The organism is Pseudomonas sp. SCT (assembly GCF_003864275.1).
GTDB lineage: Bacteria > Pseudomonadota > Gammaproteobacteria > Pseudomonadales > Pseudomonadaceae > Stutzerimonas > Stutzerimonas stutzeri_AE.
The window spans coordinates 652,814-677,280 of the sequence record NZ_BDJA01000001.1 but is presented as its reverse complement, the minus strand read 5'-3'; the positions used below and the strand labels follow the sequence as shown (position 1 = coordinate 677,280).

Here is a 24,467-nt window from a genome sequence, read left to right as displayed (position 1 = left end):
TCCACCCTACGATCACAGCGCCGCTGAGTGGGAGGCGCAGGGTGGAAAACTGCGAAGCATTTTCCACGCGGCGTGGCTCCGCTGCGGTGGATGGGTGGAACGTCATCCACCCTACACTGGCCACTCCGAGTCGCCCCGTTGGCAGCCAATCCCGTTCTCTCAAAGCGGCGGATTTCAGCTACGCAACAACAAATCACCCTCGATCGGCACGTAACGCGTTGCGGCACGGATCAGCGATTGGGCGGTGAGCCCCGGCACGCCATAGGCGGTCGCTTCGGCGCCGCCGGCACGCACTCGCTCGAGCAGCAGGTCGAAATCACCGTCACCGGACGCCAGCACCACTTCGTCGACCCGTGACGCCGCGTCCAGCACATCGATGGTAATGCCCACGTCCCAGTCGCCCTTGGCCGAGCCGTCGCTGCGCTGGATGTAGGGCTTGAGCTTCACCGTGAAGCCAAGGTTGCGCAGGATCTGCTGGAACTGCTGCTGCCGCGCATCGCCACGCTCGATGGCGTAGGCATAGGCTTCGACGATAGTGCCGCGGCGGCTGACGTCGGCCCACAGCGCCGAGTAATTGAAGTGGCAGCCATGGGCCTGACGCACGGTGTAGTAGAGGTTCTGCACATCGGCGAACAGGGCAATCTTCTTCACGAGGCAGCCTGGATCTGGAATGGGCCACCAGTATGGACGGCGAAATCGCGCATGTCCCGCCCCGACCACATCCGTTACAGTGGCGCCCCGAATCGATCCCTCACTTTCGGTCTGCAATGAACGTTCTTGCCATCCTGCGCGACGCCTGGTTCTTCTACTCCCGCCATTTCCTGACCATCGTCCGGCTCTGCCTGCCGCTGATCCTGCTGGAAAGCCTCACCCGCGTGGCACTCGATCACTGGCTCGGCAACGACGCACCGCCCGCCCTGGACCTGCTGGTAGGCCTGATTTTCTACCCGCTGTACGTGGGCGCACTGATCCTCTTTCTCGACGCGCGCAGCCGTGGTCATGATCCGGCGCTAGGCGCGGTCTATGCCCGGGCATTGCCACTGTGGCCAGCATTGGCCGTGCTTTCGGGGCTGGGCTCGCTGCTGATCCTGCTCGGCGCCTCGCTGTTCGTGCTGCCGGGCATCTGGGTGATGGTCAAGATCGCCTTCGCCGAGTACCTGCTGGTACTGCGCGGTCTGTCGCCACTGGCGGCACTGAAGCAGAGCTTTGTCATGAGCCGAGGGCATTTCCTGCTGGTACTCGGCTGCGTGATGACCGTGCTGTTGCCGGTCTGGATACTCGAAGTCTGGATCGCCGCCCAGCTGTTCGCCGACGAGACACCACCGCTGTTGCCGCGAATGCTGCTGGATGGCGTCGTCGGCCTGCTGCAGCTGCTGCCAACGATCATGCTGTTCCGCTGCTTCATGCTCTGTAGCGAGCCGAGCGTGCGGGAAACGGACGCTGGCTGAGCCCCGTTCGGCTGACACCCTGGCCAGGCGCCCGGCGACTGCTAGGCTTGCTCCCGCCACATCAGGAGACAGCGTCATGGCCGACACGAACCCAAGCATCCTTTCGCACATTTCCCTGGGCAGCAACCGCTTCGACGAAGCGGTTGCGTTCTATGACCAGGTCCTCGCCACCCTTGGTTGCAAGCGCATCCTCGAACACCCCGGCGCAGTTTCCTGGGGGCGCGAATTTCCGGAGTTCTGGATTCAGCGACCCTTCGACGGCGGCACGGCATCCGTGGGCAACGGCACCCATGTCGGCTTCTTTGCCGCGAACTCGGCGGAGGTGGACGCCTTCCATCGGGCGGCAATTGCCGCAGGGGGCATCGATGAAGGCGCGCCCGGCCCACGTCCGGAATATGGCGAGCCTTACTATGGCTGTTTCGTTCGCGATCTGGACGGCCACAAGATCGAGGCGTCGTATTGGGATATGGCATTGATGCAGCAGCTCTACGGTACCGCAGGCTAATCGAGACAGGTCACGACGCGCGGCTGCCCAGCAGCCGCGGCAACAGCAGGTTCTGGTACAGCCGCGGGAAGCAGCGGGCCAGCAATCGGGCCTTCCAGTCGAGGTTGGAGAGCACCAGCAGGCGCTTGCGGCGCAACGCGCCCTGATAGATCGCCTCGGCCACATCCTGCGCCGAGGCTACCCGACCGATATCCAGCACCGGAGAAGGCGCCGTGGAGCCATCGCCGACCAACACATGTTTGCGCAGGTCTGTAGCGGTATAGCCGGGACACACCAGCATGACGCTTACCTCGGTATCACTCAGCTCGCCGCGCAGCGTTTCGAACAAGCCGTGCAGTGCGTGTTTGCTGGCGTTGTAGGCCGCGCGATTAGGCACCGGGGCGTATTGCGACAGCGAGCTGAGCACGATGACCTGCCCGTTGCGCGCGATCAGGCTCGGTAGCGCGGCCTGGGTGCAATGCAGCGCGCCGTAGAAGTTGACTGCCATGACCCGCTGAAACACCGCCAGGCTGGTGCTGGCCACCGGACTGCGATGGGTGATGCCGGCATTGTTGATCAGCACATCGATACCGCCGAAACGTTCCACCACCAGCGCGATAGCACGCTGCACCGCCTCGGCATCGCTGACGTCGCAACAAAGACCCAGCGCTTCGGCATTGTGGTGGTCGGCCAGATGCTGCACCAGACCATCCAGCGCGTCCTGCTGCAGATCGAAGATCACCAGCCGTGCACCGGCCTGGGCCATGCGCACCGCCAGGGCGCGGCCGATGCCGGCACAACCTCCGGTAATCACCACCAGCTTGCGGTCGAATACCTTGCGATCGAATACCTTGCGCTGCATGCCGTTCTCCTGATTGGCGCATTCTTCACGTCTTGCTCTGAGCATAGGTCGATATAGGCGGACATTCCTCACACCGCAACAAGATGGTGCATGGACAACCGGACTGCGTCTGCGCATCCTTGCCAGAACAGCGCAAGGCAGCGATCGATCCATTGAAAGCATTTCTGTATCTGGCCCTGGTCACCGTCCTTGGCCTCCCTGCCGGAGCCATGGCCGACCCCGGCGCGCAGCGAATCCTCAACGTCGGCTATTACGAATTCGCTCCGGCCATCTACACCGATGGCTATGGCACGGCGCGTGGCGAACTGGCCGAGCTGACCCGGCGCGTCGCCCGCCAGGCCGGCTATGGCGTGCGCTTTCGCGCGCTGCCCAGCGCACGACTGTACGCCGCGCTGGAGAATGGCAACATCGATCTCTGGCCTGGCGCCCACGGCAAACCCGAGCTAGCCGCCCATACGCTGGAGGGTCGGCATACCCTCAGTCAGATCAACCTCAACCTGTACCACCGCGCAGGTACACCGGCGCCGCGCATTCCCGACGATCTGGCCGGCAAGTCGCTGATTCTGATCGGCGGCTACAGCTACTGGCCGAACATCAACGCGCTGCTCGACGATGCGGCGCTCGACCTGCGCCTGCTGCGCACCAGCAATCATCTTTCTGCGCTGGAAATGCTGCGGCGCAAGCGTGGCGACTATCTGCTGGACTATCAGATTCCCGTGGAGCAGGCCCGCCAACGGCTGCAGATGGAAGAGCTGCCCTACCTGCGCCTGACCCAGGTGCCGATCCACTTCATCGTTTCGCGCCATACCCGCGAAGCCGAGGCCGTCGTGACGGCACTGGACCAGGCCTACGAAGCATTGCGTGCGGCAGGCGAGGACCTCAGCCTGCCATCGGACTGAGCCTACTGCCCGCGCGGCTTGGCTCGCGCGGTGGGCTCGGCGATCAGCGGGTCGTCCGGCCAGTAGTGCTTGGGGTAGCGCCCTTTCAGATCCTTCTTCACCTCGGCATAGGTGTTGGCCCAGAAACTCGCCAGGTCCTGGGTGACCTGCACTGGCCGCCGCGCCGGCGAAAGCAGGTGCAGCTTGACGACCTGCCGGCCAGCGGCGATGCGCGGCGTGTCGGCCAGGCCGAACAGCTCCTGCAGACGCACCGCCAGCACCGGCGGCTGCTCACTGTAGTCCAGGCGAATGCGCGAACCGGACGGCACCGTCACGGCAACCGGTGCCTGCTCCTCCAGCCGCTGCGGCAACGGCCAGGGCAGCAGCGTGGCGAGCATCGCGGCGAGATCCAGCTGGGCGAAATGCGCCAGCCGCGTGACCTTGCCCAGATAGGGCAGCAGCCAGTCATCCAGCCGTTCCAGCAGCGCGGCGTCACTGACGTCCGGCCATTCGCTGTCGTTGCCAGGGGCCAGATCGAGCTGACGCAGCAGGCCGATGCGCGCCTGCCACTGGCGCAGCTCCGGCGTCCAGGGCAGCAGCTCCAGACCCTTGCGCCGCACCAGGCCAAGCAGCGCACGGCCGCGTGCCTCCTCATCCAGCGATGGCAGCGGCTCGCTGCTCAGCACCAGCTCACCCACCCGCCGCTGCCGCTCGGCACGCAGCACACCCTCACGCTCATCCCATTCCAGCTCGTCGCGCAGAGCGACCTGCTCGGCCAGCGGGCCATCGAATAGCATCGGGTCCAGCGCCACGGCGCGATAGATACGTTCCTCGCGCTGACCCTGATGACTGCCCAGCTCGGCAATCACCAGCCAGGGCTCCTTCATCAGCGCATCCGGCTCGCCGAACTGCGCCGCGCGGCCGTTGGCCAGCCGATAGCCCCCGCCGCCCTCACGGCGCTGCCGGGCGACGCGGTCCGGATAGGCGAAGGCCAGCAGCGCGGCCAGGGCCTGTCGCTCATCGAGTTCGGCCGTTGGTGCCGCCGCGGCACCACGCAGCAAGCTGCGAAACTGCCGAGCCAGTTGCCGGACGCGCTGTACCCCAGCACCACGGCCATCCTGCAACTGATGCAGGCGCAGGGCGAGATCGGCTCCGCCGCCGCGCTGGCCGCCGGATTGAATGTCACGCTCGACCAGCAACGCCGCCACGTCGGCAGCCAACACAGCCACCCCCATGACCTGCCCGCGCAACAGCATGTGCGCCAGGCGCGGGTGCGCCGGCAGCTCGGCCATGGCCTGGCCGTGACTGGTCAGTTGCCAGCTGCCGCGCTGATTGCGCAGCAGGGCGCCGAGGCGCTCCAGCAGCGCCTGGGACTGGGCGTAGGCCGCAGTCGGCGGACGGTCGAGCCAGGCCAACTCGTCCGGCTCGACGCCCCAGCGTGCCAGTTGCAGCGCGACGCCGGCCAGATCAGCCTGAAGGATTTCCGCCTCGCCATAGGCTGCCAGCTGGGCGTGCTGGTCTTCGGACCACAGCCGATAGCAGATACCCGGCTCCAGACGCCCGGCGCGACCGGCGCGCTGCGTGGCCGAGGCGCGGGAGATACGCCGCGTCTCCAGGCGCGTCATGCCGCTGCCCGGATCGAAGCGCGGCACCCGCGCCAATCCGGCATCCACCACCACGCGCACGCCTTCGATGGTCAGGCTGGTCTCGGCGATGTTGGTCGCCAGCACCACCTTGCGCATACCGCTCGGTGCCGGCTCGATGGCCGCGCGCTGCTGCGCCAGTTCCAGCTCGCCATGCAGCGGGCAGAGCAGGATGTCGCTGCGCCCCGACAGCTGATCGGCGAGCGCCTCGTTGACCCGACGGATCTCGCCCTGCCCCGGCAGAAACACCAGCACACTGCCGTGCTCCTCTTCCAGCGCCTGCAGCACTGTCTGCACCACCCGCGGTTCGATGCGCTCGCCCGGTGCCAGCTGGCGTCCCCAGCGCTGCGCCACCGGGTGCATACGCCCCTCGCTGCGCACCACCGGCGCGTCGTCGAGCAAAGCCGAGACGCGCTGGCCCTCCAGAGTTGCCGACATCAGCAGCAGCTTCAGCGGCACATCGCGCAGCAATTGCCGCGCATTGAGCGTCAGTGCGAGAGCCAGGTCGGCATCCAGGCTGCGCTCGTGGAATTCGTCGAAGATCACCAGGCCGACGCCTTCCAGCGCCGGGTCGTCTTGCAGACGACGCGCGAGAATGCCTTCGGTGACCACCTCGATGCGGGTATTCGGCCCGACCTTGCTGTCCAGGCGGATGCGGTAGCCGACGGTTTCGCCGACGCGCTCGCCCAGCTCGCTGGCCAATCGCTCCGCCGCGGCCCGGGCCGCCAGTCGGCGCGGTTCCAGCATGATGATGGTCTGCCCGCCCAGCCAGGCCTCGCCGAGCAGCGCCAGCGGTACGCGGGTGGTCTTGCCAGCGCCGGGCGGCGCTTCGAGCACAGCTTCGTCGCGCTGCTGCAGGGCCTGGCGCAACGCCGGCAGGGCTTCGTCGATAGGTAGGCTGATCATGTCGGCTCCGATTGCGGCCGCCGATTATATCGAGGCGACCGCTTCGAAAGCGGACCGGCGAGTTTTTGCGAACAGTGGCGCGGCTCGGGCGGTCTGATGTCGAGAAAACATCATCCAGCCCTTGTATAGTTGCGCCACTTTTTCCAGGAGGTCCTTATGCGTACTCGTAACCGAATCATCGGCGGCGTGTTGGCCGTTTCCCTGTTCACCCAGCTGACCGCGTGCGGCACGCTGTTCTACCCGGATCGCCGCGGGCAGATCGAAGGCCGCATCGACCCAGCTGTAGCCGTGCTCAACGCCGTCGGCCTGCTGTTCTATGTCATTCCGGGCCTGATCGCCTTCGGAATCGACTTCGCCACCGGCGCGATCTACCTGCCTGACAATCAGTACTCCATGGCGCCGGAAAAGCTGCAGGAAGCCATTGGTGCCGACGGCCAGATCGATCAGGCGCGCCTGAAGGCCATCATCGAGAAGGAAATCGGCCGCAGCCTGCCGCTGGACGACCCGCGTCTGATCCAGCACAACGGCAGCATGGAGCAGCTCGCGGCCTTCGGTCTGCGCCCCGCTGCCTGATGACGAAAACGAGTAGCAGGCATCGATGAGCATCAACCGCGACCACGCCCGGCTTATGCGCCGGGCCACCGCCGCCGCGCTGGCGACTGCAATCGTCCTGGCGCTGAGCAAGGCGGTGGCCTGGTGGCTGAGCGGCTCGGTGAGTCTGCTCGCCGGGCTGACCGACTCGCTGCTCGATGGCGCCGCATCGCTGCTCAACCTGCTGGCGGTGCACTATTCGTTGCGCCCGGCCGACGACGACCATCGCTACGGCCACGGCAAGGCCGAAGCATTGGCAGGGCTCGGCCAGGCCGCCTTCATCTGCGTCAGCGCGATTCTGGTCGGCGTGCAGGGCGTCGACCGCCTGCTGCACCCGCAACCACTGGGCGCCCAGGGCGTGGGCATCGCGGTGATGCTCTTTTCCCTGGTGATGACCGCCGTGCTGCTGAGCTATCAGCACCATGTGGTCAAGGTGACAGGCTCCACCGCCATCCGCGCCGATTCGCTGCACTACCGCTCCGACCTGCTGCTCAATACCAGCATCCTGGTTGCCCTGATCCTCGCCGGCTTCGGCTGGGAGCGACTGGATGCGCTGTTCGGCATCGGTATCGCGCTGTACATCTTCTGGAGCGCCATCACCATCGTCCGCGAGGCCGGTGCGGTGCTGATGGATACCGAACTGTCACCGGAAATCAGCGAGCAGATGCAGCAACTGGTCTGCGAGGTTCCGGGTGTGCATGGCTGTCACGACTTCCGCACCCGTATTTCCGGCACCCGCTGGTTCGTCCAGCTGCACCTGGAGCTGCCGGGCGAGCTGCCGCTGTCGCAGGCGCATGATCTGTGCGTGGCAGTGGAGAACGCGATTCACGATCGCTATCCGAATGCGGAGGTGCTGGTGCATGCCGATCCGCTTGAGGTGGCGCCGCCGAAGCGGTGATTGGCGTTTTCGGATTCCATTCCAATGGCCGATTTTTGGCGCTGTCTGATGGCTTCGTTTCGCCCTAGGGCGATCAGGCAACGCCAAACGCGCCTTCAGTGTAGGGCAAGACTTTTTGGTTCCGTTTGGCGGGGCCGGCCATCCGGGCTACGGCCAAAAGGAACTCGCCCAGCAGGGCGAAACCAAGCCATCAGCCAACTCGACAACCGGCTTTGGCTCGACACCCAAACCACCACAACACCCAAAACGAAAAAGACCACGCCTGGGCGTGGTCTCTTCGATTCGTCTGGCCGATGGTAACGGCTGCTTCGCGCGGCGCCTCGTGAGCACCGGGGGCCCGGACCGTCGACCTTGGTAAGGCCTTCGGTGGTCACGGCGGGGATCCTGTGCCGTGTCCGTTTCTGCCGGGGGCTGAAGTTGAGATAAAGCTTACGCTGCCGACTCCAGCACAGGATTGCGAAGATTGCTCAAATAAGCACCACTTGCGCAACTGCAAGCTATTAATCCATCATCCAGCGCAACCATAACCCGCACGAGCCGGAAGATGAGCAAACTCGACCGTTACGACCTGCGCATCCTCGCCGAATTGCAGCACGATGCCCGCATCTCCAATCAGGAACTGGCCGAACGCATCGGTCTGTCGCCCTCGCCCTGCTCCCGCCGCGTCAAGCAACTCGAAGATGATGGTTATATCGCCCGCCAGGTCGCCCTGCTCGACCGCAAGAAGCTCGGCCTGACGCTGACCGCCTACGTCCTGATCGGCATGGACCGCCACACACCGGAACGCTTTGAGCACTTCGAGGGGATCATCGGCAAATGCCCGGAGGTGCTCGAATGCAGCCTGGTCACCGGCATGGATGCGGACTACCAGCTCAAGGTCGTGGTACCCGACATGGAGCACTACCAGCAGTTTCTGCTCGGCACCCTGACGCGCATCGAAGGCGTCTCCAGCGTGCGTTCCAGCTTCGTCCTGCGCCAGGTGGCGTCGAGTACCGAGCTGCCACTGGAGCATTTGCGCAGCTGAGACACAGCGCACAACCTGCACCCTACTTTTCGCAGGGTTACTGCCTATAATCCGCGCCCTTCATTCCGCGCCGCGGTGGACCACCGCAGGTAGCCGGTCGCAAGCGCGTCGCCCCACGCAGGCGTCGCCACGCAAGCCTTCGTTGCAAAGGAAATGCCCCATGAAAGACACCAATCGCGTCATGCAGAGCTATGGCCGCTGCTGCGCGAGCTCCAGCTTCTTCGACGACTTCTACGTTGCCTTCCTCGCCAGTTCGCCGGCGATCAGGGAAAAATTCGTCCGCACCGACATGACGGCGCAGAAGCAGCTGCTGCGCGCCGGCATCCTCAACCTGGTGCTGTTCGCCCGCGGCATGCCGGACACCAAGCTCCGCGCACTGGGCCAGAGTCACTCACGCGAGCGTTTGAATATCCACCCGGAACTCTATGACCTGTGGATCGCGGCGCTACTGAAGACCATCAGCCAGCATGACGACGAGCTGCAAGCGCAGGACCTGCAGGCGTGGCGCGCCGTGCTGAACAAGGGCATCGACGTGATCAAGGCGGGCTACTGACGCAGGTGAGGCATTTCGTCGCAGCAGCACCCGGTCGGCTCGATACGAACGCTTTCCGAGCACCGCCGTCCAACCAGCGGTGGCACACGCGCCGCTTGCTGCCGGCGTATACTGCCGCGCTTTCGCGCCCGGCCTGCCACGGGCGCATTCGTCGAAGTCAGTCAGGAGATCCCTGTGGAGCCCGAAGTTTTCGAAAAGTGGATGATGATCGTGCTCGTCGGTGGGCTGATGGCCTTCATGGCGTTCATCATCTGGGACCTGGCCAAGAAGTCGAAGGCCGGCCGCCTCGGCACCGCCATCCTGTTTCTCGGTCTCGGCCTGTGTCTGTTCGCCTTTCTCGCCAAGCCTGTCATCGGTTACGTCATCGAAGTCACTCAGGGCATCCCGCACTGAGTTGATGCACCGGCCGGCGCGCTACAGCTGCGCCGGCACTTCCCGCCACTCGCCCGGCTGCAGGCCATCGAGCGCCCAGGGCCCGATGCGCACCCGCACCAGACGCAGGGTCGGCAACCCGACCGCCGCCGTCATGCGTCTGACCTGGCGATTACGCCCCTCGCGGATCACCAATTCCAGCCAGCTGGTCGGCACGCTCTTGCGAAAACGCACCGGCGGGTTGCGCGGCCAGAGCTCGGGCTCTTCCAGCTGCCGCGCTTCGGCGGGCAGGGTCATGCCGTCATTGAGTTCGACGCCATCACGCAGGCGCTGCAGCTGCTCGGCGCTGACCTCGCCTTCCACCTGTACCCAATAGGTCTTGGGCAGCTTGTGCTTCGGGTCGGCGATACGCGCCTGCAACTGGCCGTCGTTGGTCAAGAGCAGCAGGCCTTCGCTGTCACGATCGAGGCGCCCTGCCGGGTAGACGCCGGGCACCTCGACGAAGTCCTTCAGCGTGGCGCGGCCATCGGCATCGTTGAATTGGGTGAGCACGTCGAAGGGCTTGTTCAGCAGTAGCAAGCGCGGCTCGGCCGGCGGTGCCTTGGCGACTCGCCGGGATGGTGTACGCGCCGCGGCGGCGCGCGGTGGGCGGGGACGAGAAATGCGCGGCATGAAAGCTCCCAGAACAGGCCGGCCATGCTAGGGCGCAGCGATGAGGCCCGCAAGCCGCCCACCGTCACCCACGTAATCACAACAATCGGCGGCGGATGTTTCGCACCACAAGCGTGCAACGCGCTGCCCCATCACGTGCAGGCCGCCCCGTTTTCGCACTGCGCCAGCGCAGCGCCCCGTCAAGGCGCATCGGGCGCACTGCCAGCAAAGCCGCGCACGCAAAGGGCTCCAGCGAAATTGGCACGGATGCTGCGATAGGCCTCCCAGTCCCCAAGGACCAACCCACAGTTGCGCACGGACAGCCAAGGAGCCGCCCACAATGAAACGCCGTCCCCTGTTGAAGTCCACCCTCGCCGCCAGTGCCCTGATGCTCAGCGGCCTGTTCCCGTTCACCCTGCAGGCTGCCGAAACCATCAAGGTCGGGATTCTGCATTCGCTGTCCGGCACCATGGCCATTTCGGAAACGTCACTGAAAGACATGGCGCTGATGACCATCGACGAGATCAACGCCAAGGGCGGCGTGCTCGGCAAGCAGCTCGAGCCGGTGGTGGTCGACCCGGCGTCCAACTGGCCGCTGTTCGCCGAGAAAGGCCGTCAGCTGCTGACCCAGGACAAGGTGGCTGTGACCTTCGGTTGCTGGACCTCGGTGTCGCGCAAGTCCGTGCTGCCGGTCTATGAAGAACTCGACGGCCTGCTGTTCTACCCGGTGCAGTACGAGGGCGAGGAACTGTCGCCCAACGTCTTCTACACCGGCGCCGCGCCAAACCAGCAGGCCATCCCGGCCGTCGAGTACCTGATGAGCGAAGACGGCGGCAGCGCCGAGCGCTTCTTCCTGCTCGGCACCGATTACGTCTACCCGCGCACCACCAACAAGATCCTGCGCGCCTTCCTGATCAGCAAGGGCGTACCGGAATCGAGCATCGAAGAGGTCTACACCCCGTTCGGCCACAGCGATTACCAGACCATCGTCGCCAACATCAAGAAGTTCTCCGCTGGCGGCAAGACAGCGGTGGTGTCGACCATCAACGGCGACTCCAACGTGCCCTTCTACAAGGAACTGGCCAACCAGGGCCTGGAAGCCACTGACGTTCCGGTTGTCGCCTTCTCGGTCGGCGAGGAAGAGCTGCGCGGCATCGACACCAAGCCGCTGGTTGGCCACCTGGCCGCCTGGAACTACTTCCAGTCGGTGGAAAACCCGGTCAACGAAGCCTTCGTCAGCAAGTGGAAGGCCTACGCCAAGGCCAAGAACCTGCCGGGCGCCGACAAGGCCGTGACCAACGACCCGATGGAAGCCACCTACGTCGGCATCCACATGTGGGCGCAGGCGGTCGAGAAAGCCGGCACCACCGACGTCGGCAAGGTACGCGATGCCCTCGCCGGACAGACCTTCGAGGCACCGAGCGGCTACACCCTGACCATGGACGAAAAGAACCACCACCTGCACAAGCCGGTAATGATCGGCGAAGTCCAGGAGGACGGTCAGTTCTCGGTGGTCTGGGAAACCGAAAGCCCGGTCCGCGCGCAACCGTGGAGCCCGTATATCCCGGGTAACGACAAGAAGCCGGATTACGCGGTGAAGTCGAACTAAGCGCTGCGGTCGTCGCGATGGATGGGTGACGCGCGCCGAGTCCGCGTCCCGATCCACCCCACGATCACTCGGCTTTCGTCAGGCGGATCGGGACACGTAGTCGAGACGTTCTCATCCGCCTGCCCACCGCCGCCACCTCCATCAAGAGAGCCCGCGGCGCCCCCTGGGGAATTCACGAATGAACACTGCCCTGCACCGATTATTGCTGCTGCTCCTGCTCGCGCTGCCCTGGGCGGCACAGGCCGGAGACGCGGCCGACTACGCCAAGGCCAGCCCGGCCAAACAGGCCAGGCTGCTGGAAAGCTGGGCCGCCGCGCCCGCGCCTGAGCGCCTCGAATTGATCGAAGCGCTGCGCGCCAATCGCGTGGCCATCGACCAGAACAAGACGCCCTTTATCGAGGAAAACGGGACCTACCGTGCCCTCGCAGGTGATGCCGAGCCGGTCGGCACGCCGAAGAAGCTGCGCCTGAACAACCGCCTGCGCGGCCTGCTCAACACCGCCCTGGCGAGCCACCAGCTGTCCGCCGAAGACCCCGCGCAGCGCCTCGCCGCGGCCAAGCGCCTGCAGCGCAGCGGCCAACCGGAACAGCTCGAGCTGCTCCAGCAGCGCCTGGACGCCGAGGACGATGCCGCCGTCAGCGAAGCGCTGACCCTGGCGCTGGCCAACCTGCAGCTGACCGCAAGCGACCCCGCAGTACGCCTCGCCGCGGTGCGCCTGCTCGGCGAAACCGGCGCGCCCATGGCGCGGGTGCGCCTGGAGAACCTGCTCGCCGACGAGGCAGAAACCGACGCCAACGTGCGCAAAGCCGCCGAGACCAGCCTGGCTCAGGTCAAGCGCAAGCTCCTGATCGGCGAGCTGCTCGGCCAGGCCTTCAGCGGCCTGTCGCTGGGCTCGATCCTGCTGCTCGCCGCCCTCGGCCTGGCGATCACCTTCGGCCTGCTCGGGGTGATCAACATGGCCCACGGCGAGATGCTCATGCTCGGCGCCTACACCACTTACATGGTGCAGGTGCTGATGGCGCGGCTCGCCCCGGAAGCCCTCGCCTTGTACCCGCTGGTGGCGTTGCCGGTGGCCTTCTTCGTCACCGCCGCTATCGGCATGGCGCTGGAACGCACGGTGATCCGCCACCTCTACGGCCGCCCGCTGGAAACCCTGCTGGCGACCTGGGGCATCAGCCTGATCCTGATCCAGCTGGTGCGCGTCTTGTTCGGTGCGCAGAACGTCGAGGTCGCCAACCCGGCCTGGCTGTCCGGCGGTTGGCAGGTGCTGCCCAATCTGGTGCTGCCATACAACCGCATGGTGATCATCGGCTTCGCGTTGTTCGTGGTGCTGCTGACCTGGCTCTTGCTGAACAAGACGCGCCTAGGCCTCAACGTGCGCGCGGTAACGCAGAACCGCAACATGGCCGCCTGCTGCGGGGTGCCCACCGGGCGCATCGACATGCTGGCCTTCGGGCTGGGCTCCGGCATCGCCGGCCTCGGCGGCGTGGCCCTGAGCCAGATAGGCAACGTCGGCCCGGACCTCGGCCAGAGCTACATCATCGACTCCTTCCTGGTCGTCGTGCTCGGCGGTGTCGGCCAGCTGGCCGGCAGCATCTTCGCCGCCTTCGGCCTCGGCATCGCCAACAAGATCCTCGAACCGCAGATCGGCGCCGTGCTGGGCAAGATCCTCATCCTCGCGTTGATCATCCTCTTCATCCAGAAGCGTCCGCAGGGACTCTTCGCTCTCAAGGGGAGGGTCATCGATTGAACCAGCCACTTACCCTCACCGCCGCGCAGAAAGCCGGGCCAAAACTCACCGCCGTCGCCCTCGGTATCGCTCTGGTCGTGTTGCTGGCCATGCCGCTGCTGCACCTGCTGCCGGCCGAGCATGCCCTGCACGTTTCGGCCTACACCCTGACCCTGGTGGGCAAGATCCTCTGCTACGCCATCGTCGCCCTGGCGCTGGATCTGGTCTGGGGTTACGCGGGGCTCTTGTCCCTCGGCCACGGCCTGTTCTTCGCCCTCGGCGGTTATGCCATGGGCATGTACCTGATGCGCCAGAGCGCCGGTGACGGCCTGCCGGCGTTCATGAGCTTCCTCGCCTGGAATGAGCTGCCCTGGTACTGGTACGGCACGTCGAGCTTCCTCTGGGCCATGTGCCTGGTGGTGCTGGTGCCCGGCGTGCTGGCCTTCGTCTTCGGCTTCTTCGCCTTCCGCTCGCGAATCAAGGGCGTGTACTTCTCGATCATGACCCAGGCGCTGACCTTCGCCGGCATGCTGCTGTTCTTCCGCAACGAGACCGGCTTTGGCGGCAACAACGGCTTTACCGATTTCAAGACCATCCTCGGTTTCTCGATCTCGGCGCCGGCGACCCGCGCCACGCTGTTTCTCGCCACCGTGGCGCTCCTGGCCGGCAGCCTGTACCTGGGCTTCCGCCTGGCGCGCAGCAAGTTCGGCCGGGTGCTCACCGCCCTGCGCGATGCCGAGAACCGGCTGATGTTCTGCGGCTACGATCCGCGCGGCTACAAGCTGTTCATCTGGACGCTGTCGGCAATGCTCTGCGGCCTGGCCGGTGCGCTCTATGTGCCGCAGGTGGGGATCATCAACCCCAGCGAAATGGCGCCGACGCAATCCATCGAGGCTGCTGTCTGGGTTGCCCTCGGTGGACGCGGCACGCTGATCGGCCCGCTGCTCGGCGCCGGCATCGTCAACGGCATGAAGAGCTGGTTCACCGTGGCCTTCCCCGAATACTGGCTGTTCGCCCTCGGCGCGCTGTTCATCGTCGTCACCCTGTACCTGCCCAAGGGCGTCATCGGCCTTATCAAGCGGAGGGGCGAACAATGAAAACCGTACCCTGCAGCGCCGTCATCGACGGTTTCGACCCCACCGGCGGCGGCCTGACCCGCGATGCCATCGGCCTTGGCCGGGTCGCCGAGAAAGGCCTGGACGTACGCCACGGCACCATCCTCAGCCTGGAAGACATCAACGTCAGCTTCGACGGCTTCAAGGCGCTGACGGACCTCAGCCTTTACATCGGCGTCGGCGAGCTGCGCTGCATCATCGGCCCCAACGGCGCCGGCAAGACCACCATGATGGACGTCATCACCGGCAAGACACGCCCCACCAGCGGCAGCGCGTATTTCGGCGAAACCCTGGACCTGACCCGCATGAGCGAGGTGGACATCGCCCAGGCCGGCATCGGCCGCAAGTTCCAGAAGCCCACGGTGTTCGAGGCGCTCTCGGTATTCGAGAACCTGGAGCTGGCGCAGAAGACCGACAAGTCGGTGTGGGCGAGCTTGAAAGCCAAACTCTCTGGCGAGCAAAAGGACCGCATCGACGAAGTGCTGGAAACCATCCGCCTCGGACAGTCACGCCATCGCCCGGCCGGGCTGCTGTCCCACGGGCAGAAGCAATTCCTCGAGATCGGCATGCTGCTGATGCAATCGCCACAACTGTTGCTGCTCGACGAGCCGGTGGCCGGCATGACCGATGCCGAAACCGAGTTCACCGCCGAGCTGTTCAAGTCGCTGGCGCGCAAGCATTCGCTGATGGTGGTCGAGCACGACATGGGCTTCGTCGAGACCATCGCCGACCACGTCACCGTGCTGCACCAGGGCCAGGTGCTGGCCGAGGGTTCGCTGCAACAGGTGCAGGCGGATGAGCGGGTGATCGAGGTGTATCTGGGGCGTTGAGCGGTTTGACGCCGTTTAGCCCCCGATGGCGCTTCACGGTGGATGGGTAAAGCGTCATCCACCCTACGTCCGCCGAACGCCCATGCCCGCATCAACGCAAAACCTAATCGTAGGGTGGATAACGCCAGCGGCTTATCCACCAAGTGAAGGAGTCGCACATGCTGCAAGTCCAGCAACTGCATCAGTACTACGGCGGCAGCCATATCCTGCGCGGCCTCTCGTTCGAGGCGAAGGTCGGCGAAGTCACCTGCCTGCTCGGGCGCAACGGCGTCGGCAAAACCACCCTGCTCAAATGCCTGATGGGCCTGATTCCGGCCAAGGAAGGCGCAGTGAACTGGGAAGGCAAGCCGATCACCGGCTTCAAGCCGCACCAGCGCGTGCACGCCGGTATCGCCTACGTGCCGCAGGGGCGCGAGATCTTCGGCCGCCTGACCGTCGAGGAAAACCTGCTGATGGGCCTGTCCCGCTTCAGCGCCAGCGAAGCCAAGGAAGTACCCGAGTTCATCTACGAGTTGTTCCCGGTTCTAAAGGAAATGAAGCATCGCCGCGGCGGCGACCTCTCCGGCGGCCAGCAACAGCAGCTGGCCATCGGCCGAGCGCTGGCAAGCAAGCCGCGCCTCTTGATCCTCGACGAACCCACCGAAGGCATCCAGCCCTCGGTGATCAAGGAGATCGGCGCGGTGATCAGGAAACTCGCCGCCCGCGGCGACATGGCGATCCTCTTGGTGGAGCAGTTCTACGACTTCGCCGCCGAGCTGGCCGACCAGTACCTGGTGATGAGCCGCGGCGAGATCATTCAGCAAGGGCGCGGCGAAAACATGGCCGCCGAGGGTGTACAACGCCTGGTAGCGATCTAGCCTTGCTGCAGCGGCCCGCGAAGCCTGGCTGACCGGCGTCAATGCCGCGTCGCGTTCGCAGGACGAGTATCGAAAGCTGTTGATCTCCTTCATCGGATGCACCGCATGCACGATGTACTCGGTTCCACCAGCTCGACCGCGCACGCCAGACAGCTGGTCTGGTTCTCCTGGCTGCTGGGCGCGGCCGTGCTCGGCGCGCTGGTGGCCGGTGTGCTGCAGCTGTCCGATGCCAGCCATTTCGAGCTGCTTCTCAGCCAGGCCGAGCCGGGCTGGCTGCTGCTGGCCATTGCCTTGCAGGGGTTGACTTACATCGCGCAGGGTCAGCTCTACCGCATGGTGCTGAAGGCCTCGGGCGCGGCGCTGCCGCTATGGGATGCGACGAAGCTCAGCCTGGCCAAATTGTTCGTCGACCAGGCGTTACCCTCGTCGGGGTTCAGCGGCGCAGTGACCGTTGTCGCCTTGCTGCAGCGGCGCGGCATTGGTCTGTCGCAGGTTTCGAGCTGCTTCATCATCAGCGTCTCGGCCTACTTCGCGGCTTATCTGCTGGCGCTCGGTGCAGCGCTGGTTATCGCCATCGGCAGCGGGCATGGCGGCCTCGCGGTGATCGCAACCAGTGCCGCCTTCATGCTGTTCTGCGGGCTGATGGCCGTCGCCGCGCCACTGATCGCCGGGTTGCCGCAGAGCCGCCTGGCCAGCCGAATGCAGAACGTTCGCTGGATGCAGCGACTCCTGGCGATGGTGTTTGCTGCCGAACCGCGCCTGACACGAAGCCCCGCGCTGCTGGTGCGGGCGACCGGCTATTCGCTGGCTATCGTCCTGCTCGATGCGCTGACCATGTGGGTCCTGCTCTACGCCATCGGCCATGCCGCCCCCTTCGCCGGTATCTTCGCCAGTTTCATGCTCGCCAGCGTGCTGCGCAGCGTCGGCATCGTGCCGGGCGGGCTCGGCGCGTTCGAGGCCGCGGCGGTAACGACCCTCAGTTGGGCCGGTGTGCCGCTGGCGGCAGGCCTGTCGGCGACCCTGCTGTTCCGTGCGCTGAGCTTCTGGCTGCCGATGCTGCCCGGTTTCTGGCTTTCCCGTTCGGCGTTGCGCAGCCAGTCCGAGGGTTCCCGCGAAACGCCGTCCATGGCGTTCTGGAGCGAGCCACTGGATCAGCTTTATGGCCGGCTGCAGGCGGCCCCTGGCGGCTTGCGCAGCGACGAAGCCGCCGCGCGCCAACCGTCTGTCCTGCGAGCCCACCGCCCCCATCTGGCGGGAATGGTCGTCGCCTCGCTGGGGCGCCAGCTGTCCAGTCCGCTGGTGCTGATCCTGCTGATCGGCGCGGCGGTGGCGCTGGTGGTGCACGACTGGCTGGACGCTCTGATCGTCCTGGCCATCGTGCTGGCCAGCGCGCTGGTGGGCTGCGCGCATGAAGTCCGCTCCAACCGCGCGATCGATCGCCTGCGCGGACAGGTGGCCAGTCGCGCCGATGTCTGGCGCGACGGCCGTATCCAGAGCATCCCTGCCAGCGACGTGGTACCCGGCGATATCGTCGAGCTCTCGGCCGGCAGCCTGATCCCCGCGGACGGTCGGCTGGTGGACGCCCGCGACTGTTTCGTCAATCAGGCGCTGCTGACGGGCGAAACCTTCCCGGTTCACAAGGAGGCCGGCCAGGTTGCGCCTGACGCAAGCCTCGCGCAGCGCGACAACTGCCTGTTCCGCGGCACCTCGCTGCGCAGCGGCACAGCTCGCTTGCTGGCCGTGAACTGCGGCGTGCAGACCGAGCTCGGCCATATCGAACGGTCGCTGGTGCTGCGGCCGCCGGAAACCGAATTCGAGCGCGGTCTGCGCCATTTCGGCGGGCTGCTATTGCGCGTCATGCTGGTCATGGTGACCGCCGTGCTGGGCCTCAACCTGTTCCTCGAGCGCCCGCCGCTGGAAACCCTGATGTTCGCCATCGCCCTGGCCGTCGGGCTGTCGCCGGAGCTGTTGCCGGCGATCCTCAGTGCCACGCTATCGGCCGGTGCGCGGCGGATGGCTGCGCGCGGCGTGATCGTGCGTCATCTCAATGCCATCGAGAACCTCGGCGCGATGGACACCCTGTGCACCGACAAAACCGGCACCCTGACCCGCGGCGTGGTCGCGCTCGACGGTGCGCTGGATGTCGATGGCCAGCCCAGCCGGACGGTATTGCGCCTAGCCTGGCTCAACGCCTCGCTGCAGACAGGTCTGCGCAATCCGCTGGACGAGGCGATCGGCGATTACGCTCGCGACCAGGAGCCAGCCATGCCAGGCGCCGAAAAGCTCGACGAGATTCCCTACGACTTCGTCCGCAAGCGCCTGAGCGTGCTGCTGCGTGAGGCAGACCAGCCTACGCCGCGACTGATCTGCAAGGGCGCACTGGACAATGTGCTGCACGTATCGGCGTCCGTGCAGCAGGGCGATGCTGTGCTGCCGCTCACCGCGGCCCGGCGCGAGGCGCTGAACGCCCGCTTCGCCGCCTGGAGCGCGGCCGGTTATCGGGTACTCGGCATTGCCTACCGCTTTCTCGATCACGACGGCTGCAGCGCCGAGGACGAACAGGAACTGACCTTCGCCGGCTTTCTGCTGTTCTTCGACCCGCCCGAACCCGGCGTGCGCGAGGAGCTGAGCGCCCTGCACGAACTGGGCGTGACCGTGAAGGTCATCACCGGCGATAACCGTCTGGTCGCCCGGCATGTTGCCGAAAGCGTCGGCATTCCGGTCGAGCAGATCATCACCGGCGCCGAGCTTAGCCAGATGCGCGACGAGGCGCTGATCAACCTGGCGCCTCGTATCAGCCTGTTCGCCGAAGTCGATCCCAACCAGAAGGAACGCATCATCCGCGCGTTGCAGAAGACCGGCCACGTGGTGGGCTTTCTCGGCGACGGCATCAACGATGCACCGGCGCTGCACACCGCGGACGTCGGCATCTCGGTGGACAACGCGGTGGACGTGGCCAAGGAGGCGGCCGACTTCGTCCTGCTGCGCCACGAGTTGGGCCTGGTGCGCGAGGGCATCGACGAAGGCCGGCGTACCTTCGCCAATACCCTCAAGTACATCTTTCTCACCACCAGCGCCAACTTCGGCAACATGATCAGCATGGCCGTGGCCTCGTTCTTCCTGCCGTTTCTACCGCTGCTGGCCAAGCAGATCCTGCTCAACAACTTTCTCTCCGACATTCCGGCCATCGGCATCGCCAGCGACCGCGTCGACGCCGACTGGTCGCGTACGCCGCATCGCTGGGACATCGGCGAGGTCAGGCGCTTCATGATCACTTTCGGCCTGATCAGCTCAGCCTTCGACCTGCTGACCTTCGGCGTGCTGCTCTACCTGGTCGGCGAGCAGCCGGAGCTGTTTCGCAGCGGCTGGTTCGTCGAATCGCTGATCACCGAACTGGCGATAATTTTCGTGGTGCGCACGCACAAGCCGTTTTACCGCAGCCGTCCCGGTCGCTTCCTGCTGGCAAGCGCGATCGGTGTCGGGCTGCTTGCTGTCCTGCTGCCCTACACGCCCGTAGGCGCCTGGTTCGCCTTGCAGCCGCTGCCGGCAGCGGTTCTGGGCGCGGTACTGCTGATCACGCTGCTCTATGCAGCTTGCTCGGAATGGGCCAAACAACGTTTTTTCGCCCGGCTCAGCGCAGCCCGCCAGCCCTGACGCGACTGAAATGCACCATTTGCGAGCGCCGCATATTGCGAGCCCTCGCTTCGCACCTAAACGGTGCAGCGGCTTGACGTTTCCATCATCGAAACCAGCCTGCTTACGCCAGCACTTCGGCTGTACGCGCCGATGCTGCGCATCGCGCCGGGTAGAGGCACGACTATTGCTGTCTGCCCAGTCAATTACGACTGGCAGCTGCGCATGACCGTTCTGACGCAACTCTTCACCCCGCATTGGCATGCCGAGCTGGAACTCGGTTATGCGCTGTGCGCCGGCGCCACGCGGCCGGTACTGCGCCGCCACAGCGGGCCGCTACGGGTGCAGAAGCATCTGTATCCCGAGGGGCCGGAGGTTTGCCAGCACATCATCGTGCACCCGCCCGGCGGCATCGCCGGCGGTGATCGGCTGGATATCTGCGCCTCGGTTGGTGCCGGTGCCTGGGCGCAGCTGACCAGCCCCGGCGCGGCCAAGTGGTATCGCGCGGCGGGCCCGGCGTATCAGGACTTGCGCTTGCGCGTCGAAGCCGGCGCCACGCTGGAATGGCTACCGCAGGAGACCATCATCTACTCCGCGGCACAGGCCGAGCTGAGCACGGTCATCGAGCTGGAAGGCGACGCGCGGCTGTTCTACTGGGACATGGTTGCATTGGGGCGACCGGCCGCGGGCGAGCGCTTCGACGCCGGGCATTTTCAGGCGCGCCTGGATATTCGCCGCGATGGTCAATTGCTCTGGCACGAGCGCCAGCGCATCGCCGGCGGCGACGGCCTGCTGGACTCGCCGATCGGCCTCGACGGCCGTTCGGTGTTTGCCACCCTGATCGTCAGCGGCGAGATCGATGCCGACCTGATGGAACGCTGCCGTGACTTGCCCAGCCGCGTACGCGGTGACCTGACCCAGCTGCCCGGCCTGGTGGTAGCGCGCTGCCTGGCCGACGAAGCGCTGCATGCGCGCGCCTGGCTGATCGACCTATGGCGACTGTTGCGCCCTGAACTGCTGGGCCGCGAGGCCGTTCCACCACGAATCTGGAGTACCTGAATGATCGGCGGGCAAGGCTACGCCGTTGCCTTCCATACCTGGCGCGCCTGCGTGCACGCTGCCCTGAATGACGCTGCGTGGTTTGCCGCCACGAGCCGGTGGATGTGAAAAGCGACATCCACCCCACGACTGGAGCTGTTATGGATCTGTCACCACGAGAGAAGGACAAGCTACTGATCTTCACCGCCGGCCTGGTGGCCGAGCGCCGCCTGGGGCGCGGGGTGAAGCTCAACTACCCGGAGGCCGTGGCCTATATCTCCGCCGCACTGCTCGAAGGCGCGCGCGACGGCCAGACGGTCGCCGATCTGATGCATTACGGCACCACGTTGCTGAGCCGCGAACAGGTGATGGAAGGCGTGCCGGAGATGATCCCGGAAATTCAGGTCGAGGCGACCTTCCCGGACGGCACCAAGCTGGTCACCGTGCATCAACCAATCGCCTGAAATGTCGGTCAATGTCTACTGCGAAGACCCCAGACCCGCTTTGAAGGAACTCAACGTGCAGATACGTGACGCCCTGGACGCCGATCTCGAAGGCATCCTGCATATCTACAACGACGCGGTGCTGAACAGCACGGCGATCTGGAACGACCACACGGTCGACCTCGACAACCGCCGCGCCTGGCTGGCCGAGCGTCACGCGCAGCATTACCCGGTGCTGGTGGCCATCGACGAGCAGGGCCGCGTGGCCGGCTATGCCTCGTTCGGCCCGTGGCGACCCCATGACGGCTTTCGCCATACCGTGGAGAACTCGGTTTACGTCAGCCCCGACCATCGTGGCAGCGGCATCGGCCGCAGCCTGATGAAGGCGCTGATCGAGCGCGCCCGCATGCTCGAGAAGCATGTGATGGTCGCCTTCATCGAAAGCGAGAACCGCGCCTCGGTGCATATGCACCAGCAGCTCGGCTTCATCCATGTCGGCCAGATGCGCCAGGTCGGCTGCAAGTTCGGTCGCTGGCTGGACCTGACCATGATGCAACTGACCCTCAACAGGACGTCCAATCCATGATCCCCGGCGAATACCAGATCCAGGACGGCGAGATCGAGCTCAACGTCGGCCGCCGCACCCTGACGATTACCGTGGCCAACAGCGGCGACCGGCCGATCCAGGTCGGCTCGCACTACCACTTCTTCGAAACCAACGATGCACTGGCCTTCGAGCGTGCCGCCGCCCGCGGCATGCGCCTGAACATTCCGGCGGGCACCGCGGTGCGCTTCGAACCGGGACAGAGCCGCGAGGTGGAGCTGGTCGAACTAGCCGGCGAGCGCCGGGTGTTCGGCTTTGCCGGACGGGTGATGGGCGCGCTCTGATTACAGATTCGTAGGGTGGATGGCCACCCCGTGGAAAAGCCACAGGCTTTTCCACCACCCAGATTGCCGGTGGACAAGCTTCGCGTTGTCCACCCTACGGACAAGGATGAGATTCGATGAAAATTTCCCGCCAAGCCTACGCCGACATGTTCGGCCCCACGGTCGGCGACAAGGTGCGCCTGGCCGACACCGAGCTGTGGATCGAGGTCGAAAAGGACTTCACCACCTATGGCGAGGAAGTGAAATTCGGCGGCGGCAAGGTGATCCGCGACGGCATGGGCCAGGGCCAGCTGTGCGCCGCGGACGTGGTCGACACCCTGATCACCAACGCGCTGATCCTCGACCACTGGGGTATCGTCAAGGCGGACGTGGGTTTGAAGGATGGCCGCATCGCCGCCATCGGCAAGGCCGGCAACCCGGATATCCAGCCCGACGTGACCATCGCCATCGGCGCCAGCACCGAAGTCATCGCCGGCGAAGGCATGATCCTCACCGCCGGCGGCATCGACTCGCACATCCATTTCATCTGCCCGCAGCAGATCGAAGAAGCCTTGATGAGCGGCGTCACCACCATGATTGGCGGCGGCACCGGGCCGGCCACCGGCACCAACGCCACCACGGTCACGCCCGGCCCCTGGCACATGGCGATGATGCTCAAGGCCGCCGACGCCTTTCCGATGAATATCGGCTTCACCGGCAAGGGCAATGCCTCGCTGCCCGAGCCGCTGATCGAGCAGGTCAAGGCCGGCGCCATCGGCCTCAAGCTGCACGAGGACTGGGGCACCACCCCGGCGGCCATCGACAACTGTCTCAGCGTGGCGGACCAGTACGATGTGCAGGTCGCGATCCATACCGACACGCTGAACGAATCTGGCTTCGTCGAGACGACCCTCGGCGCGTTCAAGGGCCGCACCATCCACACCTACCACACCGAGGGTGCCGGCGGCGGCCACGCGCCGGACATCATCAAGGCCTGCGGCTTCCCAAATGTGCTGCCGAGCTCCACCAACCCGACGCGGCCGTTCACCCGCAACACCATCGACGAGCATCTGGACATGCTGATGGTCTGCCACCACCTCGACCCGAGCATCGCCGAGGACGTGGCCTTTGCCGAGAGCCGTATCCGTCGCGAGACCATCGCTGCCGAAGACATCCTGCATGATCTCGGCGCGTTCTCGATGATCAGCTCCGATAGCCAGGCCATGGGCCGCGTCGGCGAAGTGATCACCCGCACCTGGCAGACCGCCGACAAGATGAAGAAGCAGCGCGGCGCTCTGCCCAGTGATGGCGCCGGCAACGACAACTTCCGCGCCAAGCGCTACATCGCCAAGTACACCATCAACCCGGCGATCACCCACGGCGTCAGCCACGAGGTGGGCTCGATCGAAGTCGGCAAATGGGCCGATCTGGTGCTCTGGCGCCCGGCGTTCTTCGGCGTGAAGCCGACGCTGATCCTCAAAGGCGGTGCGATTGCCGCGAGCCTGATGGGCGACGCCAACGCATCAATCCCGACCCCTCAGCCGGTGCATTACCGGCCGATGTTCGCCAGCTACGGCGGATCGCTGCATGCATCGAGTTTCACCTTCATCAGCCAGGCCGCCTTCGAAGCCGGCTTGCCTGAGCAGCTGGGCCTGAAGAAGAAGATCGGCGTGGTAAAGGGCTGCCGCTCGGTGCAGAAGAAGGACCTGATCCACAACGACTACACGCCGGATATTCAGGTCGATCCGCAGAACTATCAGGTCCGCGCCGACGGCCAGCTGCTCTGGTGCGAACCCGCCGAGGTGCTGCCGATGGCGCAGCGATACTTCCTGTTCTGAGTTCTGCGCGGCGCTGCAGCCAGCCTGGCAGCTCAGCCAAATGGCATGCGCCTTCACGGGCGCATCCAGCTGATCGGCCGCCCTCTGAAACAGGGCGCTCGACCATCTCCTCACCGCCACTCAGCGCGGTGCACTTCGTCGGTTCACGAATGAATCAACCGTTCGACGGATTGGGAATACCCGGCAGGTATTTACCTT

General features: G+C 65.4%; 23 protein-coding genes. 19 read left to right on the top strand and 4 right to left on the bottom strand.

Going from position 1 to position 24,467, the window contains the following annotated elements; all coding sequences use genetic code 11:
- Positions 1-174 precede the first annotated feature (174 nt).
- The gene (locus BHD08_RS03125) at positions 175-651 is read right to left on the bottom strand and encodes an NYN domain-containing protein (RefSeq protein WP_125020779.1); all 477 of its coding nucleotides are present in this window, start codon (positions 649-651) and stop codon (positions 175-177) included.
- A 116-nt stretch (positions 652-767) separates the two neighbouring features.
- Between BHD08_RS03125 and BHD08_RS03120 the strand changes: the two genes are divergently transcribed.
- The gene (locus tag BHD08_RS03120) at positions 768-1,448 is read left to right on the top strand and encodes a YciC family protein (RefSeq protein ID WP_125020778.1); all 681 of its coding nucleotides are present in this window, start codon (positions 768-770) and stop codon (positions 1,446-1,448) included.
- Positions 1,449-1,524: 76 nt separating this feature from the next.
- Positions 1,525-1,953, top strand: coding sequence for a VOC family protein (locus tag BHD08_RS03115; protein ID WP_125020777.1), 429 nt, complete (start codon positions 1,525-1,527; stop codon positions 1,951-1,953).
- Between the two features lie 10 nt (positions 1,954-1,963).
- Here the strand turns inward: BHD08_RS03115 and BHD08_RS03110 are convergent, their stop codons facing one another.
- Positions 1,964-2,794: an SDR family oxidoreductase gene (locus BHD08_RS03110; protein WP_015275587.1), complete on the bottom strand. Its 831-nt coding sequence runs from the start codon at positions 2,792-2,794 to the stop codon at positions 1,964-1,966.
- 83 nt (positions 2,795-2,877) lie between these two features.
- Between BHD08_RS03110 and BHD08_RS03105 the strand changes: the two genes are divergently transcribed.
- Entirely contained in the window at positions 2,878-3,693 is an 816-nt protein-coding gene (locus BHD08_RS03105; protein WP_125020776.1) for an ABC transporter substrate-binding protein, read from the top strand.
- A gap of 2 nt (positions 3,694-3,695) precedes the next feature.
- On the opposite strand, the gene hrpB is transcribed toward BHD08_RS03105, so the two are convergent.
- Entirely contained in the window at positions 3,696-6,221 is a 2,526-nt protein-coding gene (gene hrpB, locus BHD08_RS03100) for an ATP-dependent helicase HrpB (RefSeq protein WP_125020775.1), read from the bottom strand.
- A 156-nt stretch (positions 6,222-6,377) separates the two neighbouring features.
- Between hrpB and BHD08_RS03095 the strand changes: the two genes are divergently transcribed.
- The 5 genes from BHD08_RS03095 (at position 6,378) to BHD08_RS03075 (ending at position 9,680) form a co-directional block, all read left to right on the top strand.
- Positions 6,378-6,794 (top strand): hypothetical protein, encoded by a 417-nt coding sequence (locus BHD08_RS03095; protein ID WP_015275562.1) that lies wholly within the window; start codon positions 6,378-6,380, stop codon positions 6,792-6,794.
- A gap of 25 nt (positions 6,795-6,819) precedes the next feature.
- Positions 6,820-7,710, top strand: a complete 891-nt coding sequence (locus BHD08_RS03090) for a cation diffusion facilitator family transporter (RefSeq protein WP_015275561.1) — start codon at positions 6,820-6,822, stop codon at positions 7,708-7,710.
- Positions 7,711-8,254: 544 nt separating this feature from the next.
- Positions 8,255-8,734, top strand: coding sequence for an Lrp/AsnC family transcriptional regulator (locus BHD08_RS03085; RefSeq protein WP_015275560.1), 480 nt, complete (start codon positions 8,255-8,257; stop codon positions 8,732-8,734).
- Between the two features lie 160 nt (positions 8,735-8,894).
- Positions 8,895-9,287: a globin gene (locus BHD08_RS03080; RefSeq protein ID WP_015275559.1), complete on the top strand. Its 393-nt coding sequence runs from the start codon at positions 8,895-8,897 to the stop codon at positions 9,285-9,287.
- Positions 9,288-9,461: 174 nt separating this feature from the next.
- A complete protein-coding gene (locus BHD08_RS03075; protein WP_003298283.1) occupies positions 9,462-9,680 on the top strand; it encodes a DUF2788 domain-containing protein in 219 nt (72 codons plus the stop codon).
- 21 nt (positions 9,681-9,701) lie between these two features.
- Here BHD08_RS03075 and BHD08_RS03070 read toward each other — a convergent pair whose 3' ends face one another.
- Positions 9,702-10,331 (bottom strand): pseudouridine synthase, encoded by a 630-nt coding sequence (locus tag BHD08_RS03070; RefSeq protein WP_125020774.1) that lies wholly within the window; start codon positions 10,329-10,331, stop codon positions 9,702-9,704.
- Positions 10,332-10,650: 319 nt separating this feature from the next.
- Here BHD08_RS03070 and urtA point away from each other — a divergent pair, with 319 nt between their 5' ends.
- The 11 genes from urtA (at position 10,651) to ureC (ending at position 24,269) form a co-directional block, all read left to right on the top strand.
- Positions 10,651-11,919 carry an urea ABC transporter substrate-binding protein gene (urtA, locus tag BHD08_RS03065; protein WP_125020773.1) on the top strand — a complete coding sequence of 423 codons (1,269 nt, stop codon included), beginning with the start codon at positions 10,651-10,653 and terminating at the stop codon, positions 11,917-11,919.
- A 178-nt stretch (positions 11,920-12,097) separates the two neighbouring features.
- Positions 12,098-13,669: an urea ABC transporter permease subunit UrtB gene (urtB, locus tag BHD08_RS03060; protein WP_125020772.1), complete on the top strand. Its 1,572-nt coding sequence runs from the start codon at positions 12,098-12,100 to the stop codon at positions 13,667-13,669.
- Positions 13,666-14,745: an urea ABC transporter permease subunit UrtC gene (gene urtC, locus BHD08_RS03055; RefSeq protein WP_125020771.1), complete on the top strand. Its 1,080-nt coding sequence runs from the start codon at positions 13,666-13,668 to the stop codon at positions 14,743-14,745. The genes urtB and urtC overlap by 4 nt, the downstream gene beginning before the upstream one ends.
- Positions 14,742-15,593, top strand: a complete 852-nt coding sequence (gene urtD, locus BHD08_RS03050) for an urea ABC transporter ATP-binding protein UrtD (RefSeq protein WP_125020770.1) — start codon at positions 14,742-14,744, stop codon at positions 15,591-15,593. The genes urtC and urtD overlap by 4 nt, the downstream gene beginning before the upstream one ends.
- A 158-nt stretch (positions 15,594-15,751) precedes the next feature.
- A complete protein-coding gene (gene urtE / locus BHD08_RS03045) occupies positions 15,752-16,450 on the top strand; it encodes an urea ABC transporter ATP-binding subunit UrtE (protein WP_125020769.1) in 699 nt (232 codons plus the stop codon).
- A gap of 105 nt (positions 16,451-16,555) precedes the next feature.
- On the top strand, positions 16,556-20,104 hold the full coding sequence (gene mgtA, locus BHD08_RS03040) for a magnesium-translocating P-type ATPase (RefSeq protein ID WP_125020768.1): 3,549 nt from the start codon (positions 16,556-16,558) through the stop codon (positions 20,102-20,104).
- A gap of 204 nt (positions 20,105-20,308) precedes the next feature.
- Positions 20,309-21,142, top strand: coding sequence for an urease accessory protein UreD (locus tag BHD08_RS03035; protein WP_125020767.1), 834 nt, complete (start codon positions 20,309-20,311; stop codon positions 21,140-21,142).
- A gap of 140 nt (positions 21,143-21,282) precedes the next feature.
- Positions 21,283-21,585 (top strand): urease subunit gamma, encoded by a 303-nt coding sequence (gene ureA / locus BHD08_RS03030; RefSeq protein ID WP_125020766.1) that lies wholly within the window; start codon positions 21,283-21,285, stop codon positions 21,583-21,585.
- A gap of 1 nt (position 21,586) precedes the next feature.
- Entirely contained in the window at positions 21,587-22,150 is a 564-nt protein-coding gene (locus tag BHD08_RS03025; protein ID WP_177412620.1) for a GNAT family N-acetyltransferase, read from the top strand.
- Complete coding sequence (locus BHD08_RS03020) at positions 22,147-22,452, top strand: urease subunit beta (RefSeq protein ID WP_015275548.1); 306 nt, start codon at positions 22,147-22,149, stop codon at positions 22,450-22,452. Before BHD08_RS03025 ends, BHD08_RS03020 begins: the two co-directional genes overlap by 4 nt.
- A gap of 116 nt (positions 22,453-22,568) precedes the next feature.
- Positions 22,569-24,269 carry an urease subunit alpha gene (ureC, locus tag BHD08_RS03015; protein ID WP_125020764.1) on the top strand — a complete coding sequence of 567 codons (1,701 nt, stop codon included), beginning with the start codon at positions 22,569-22,571 and terminating at the stop codon, positions 24,267-24,269.
- Positions 24,270-24,467 lie beyond the last annotated feature (198 nt).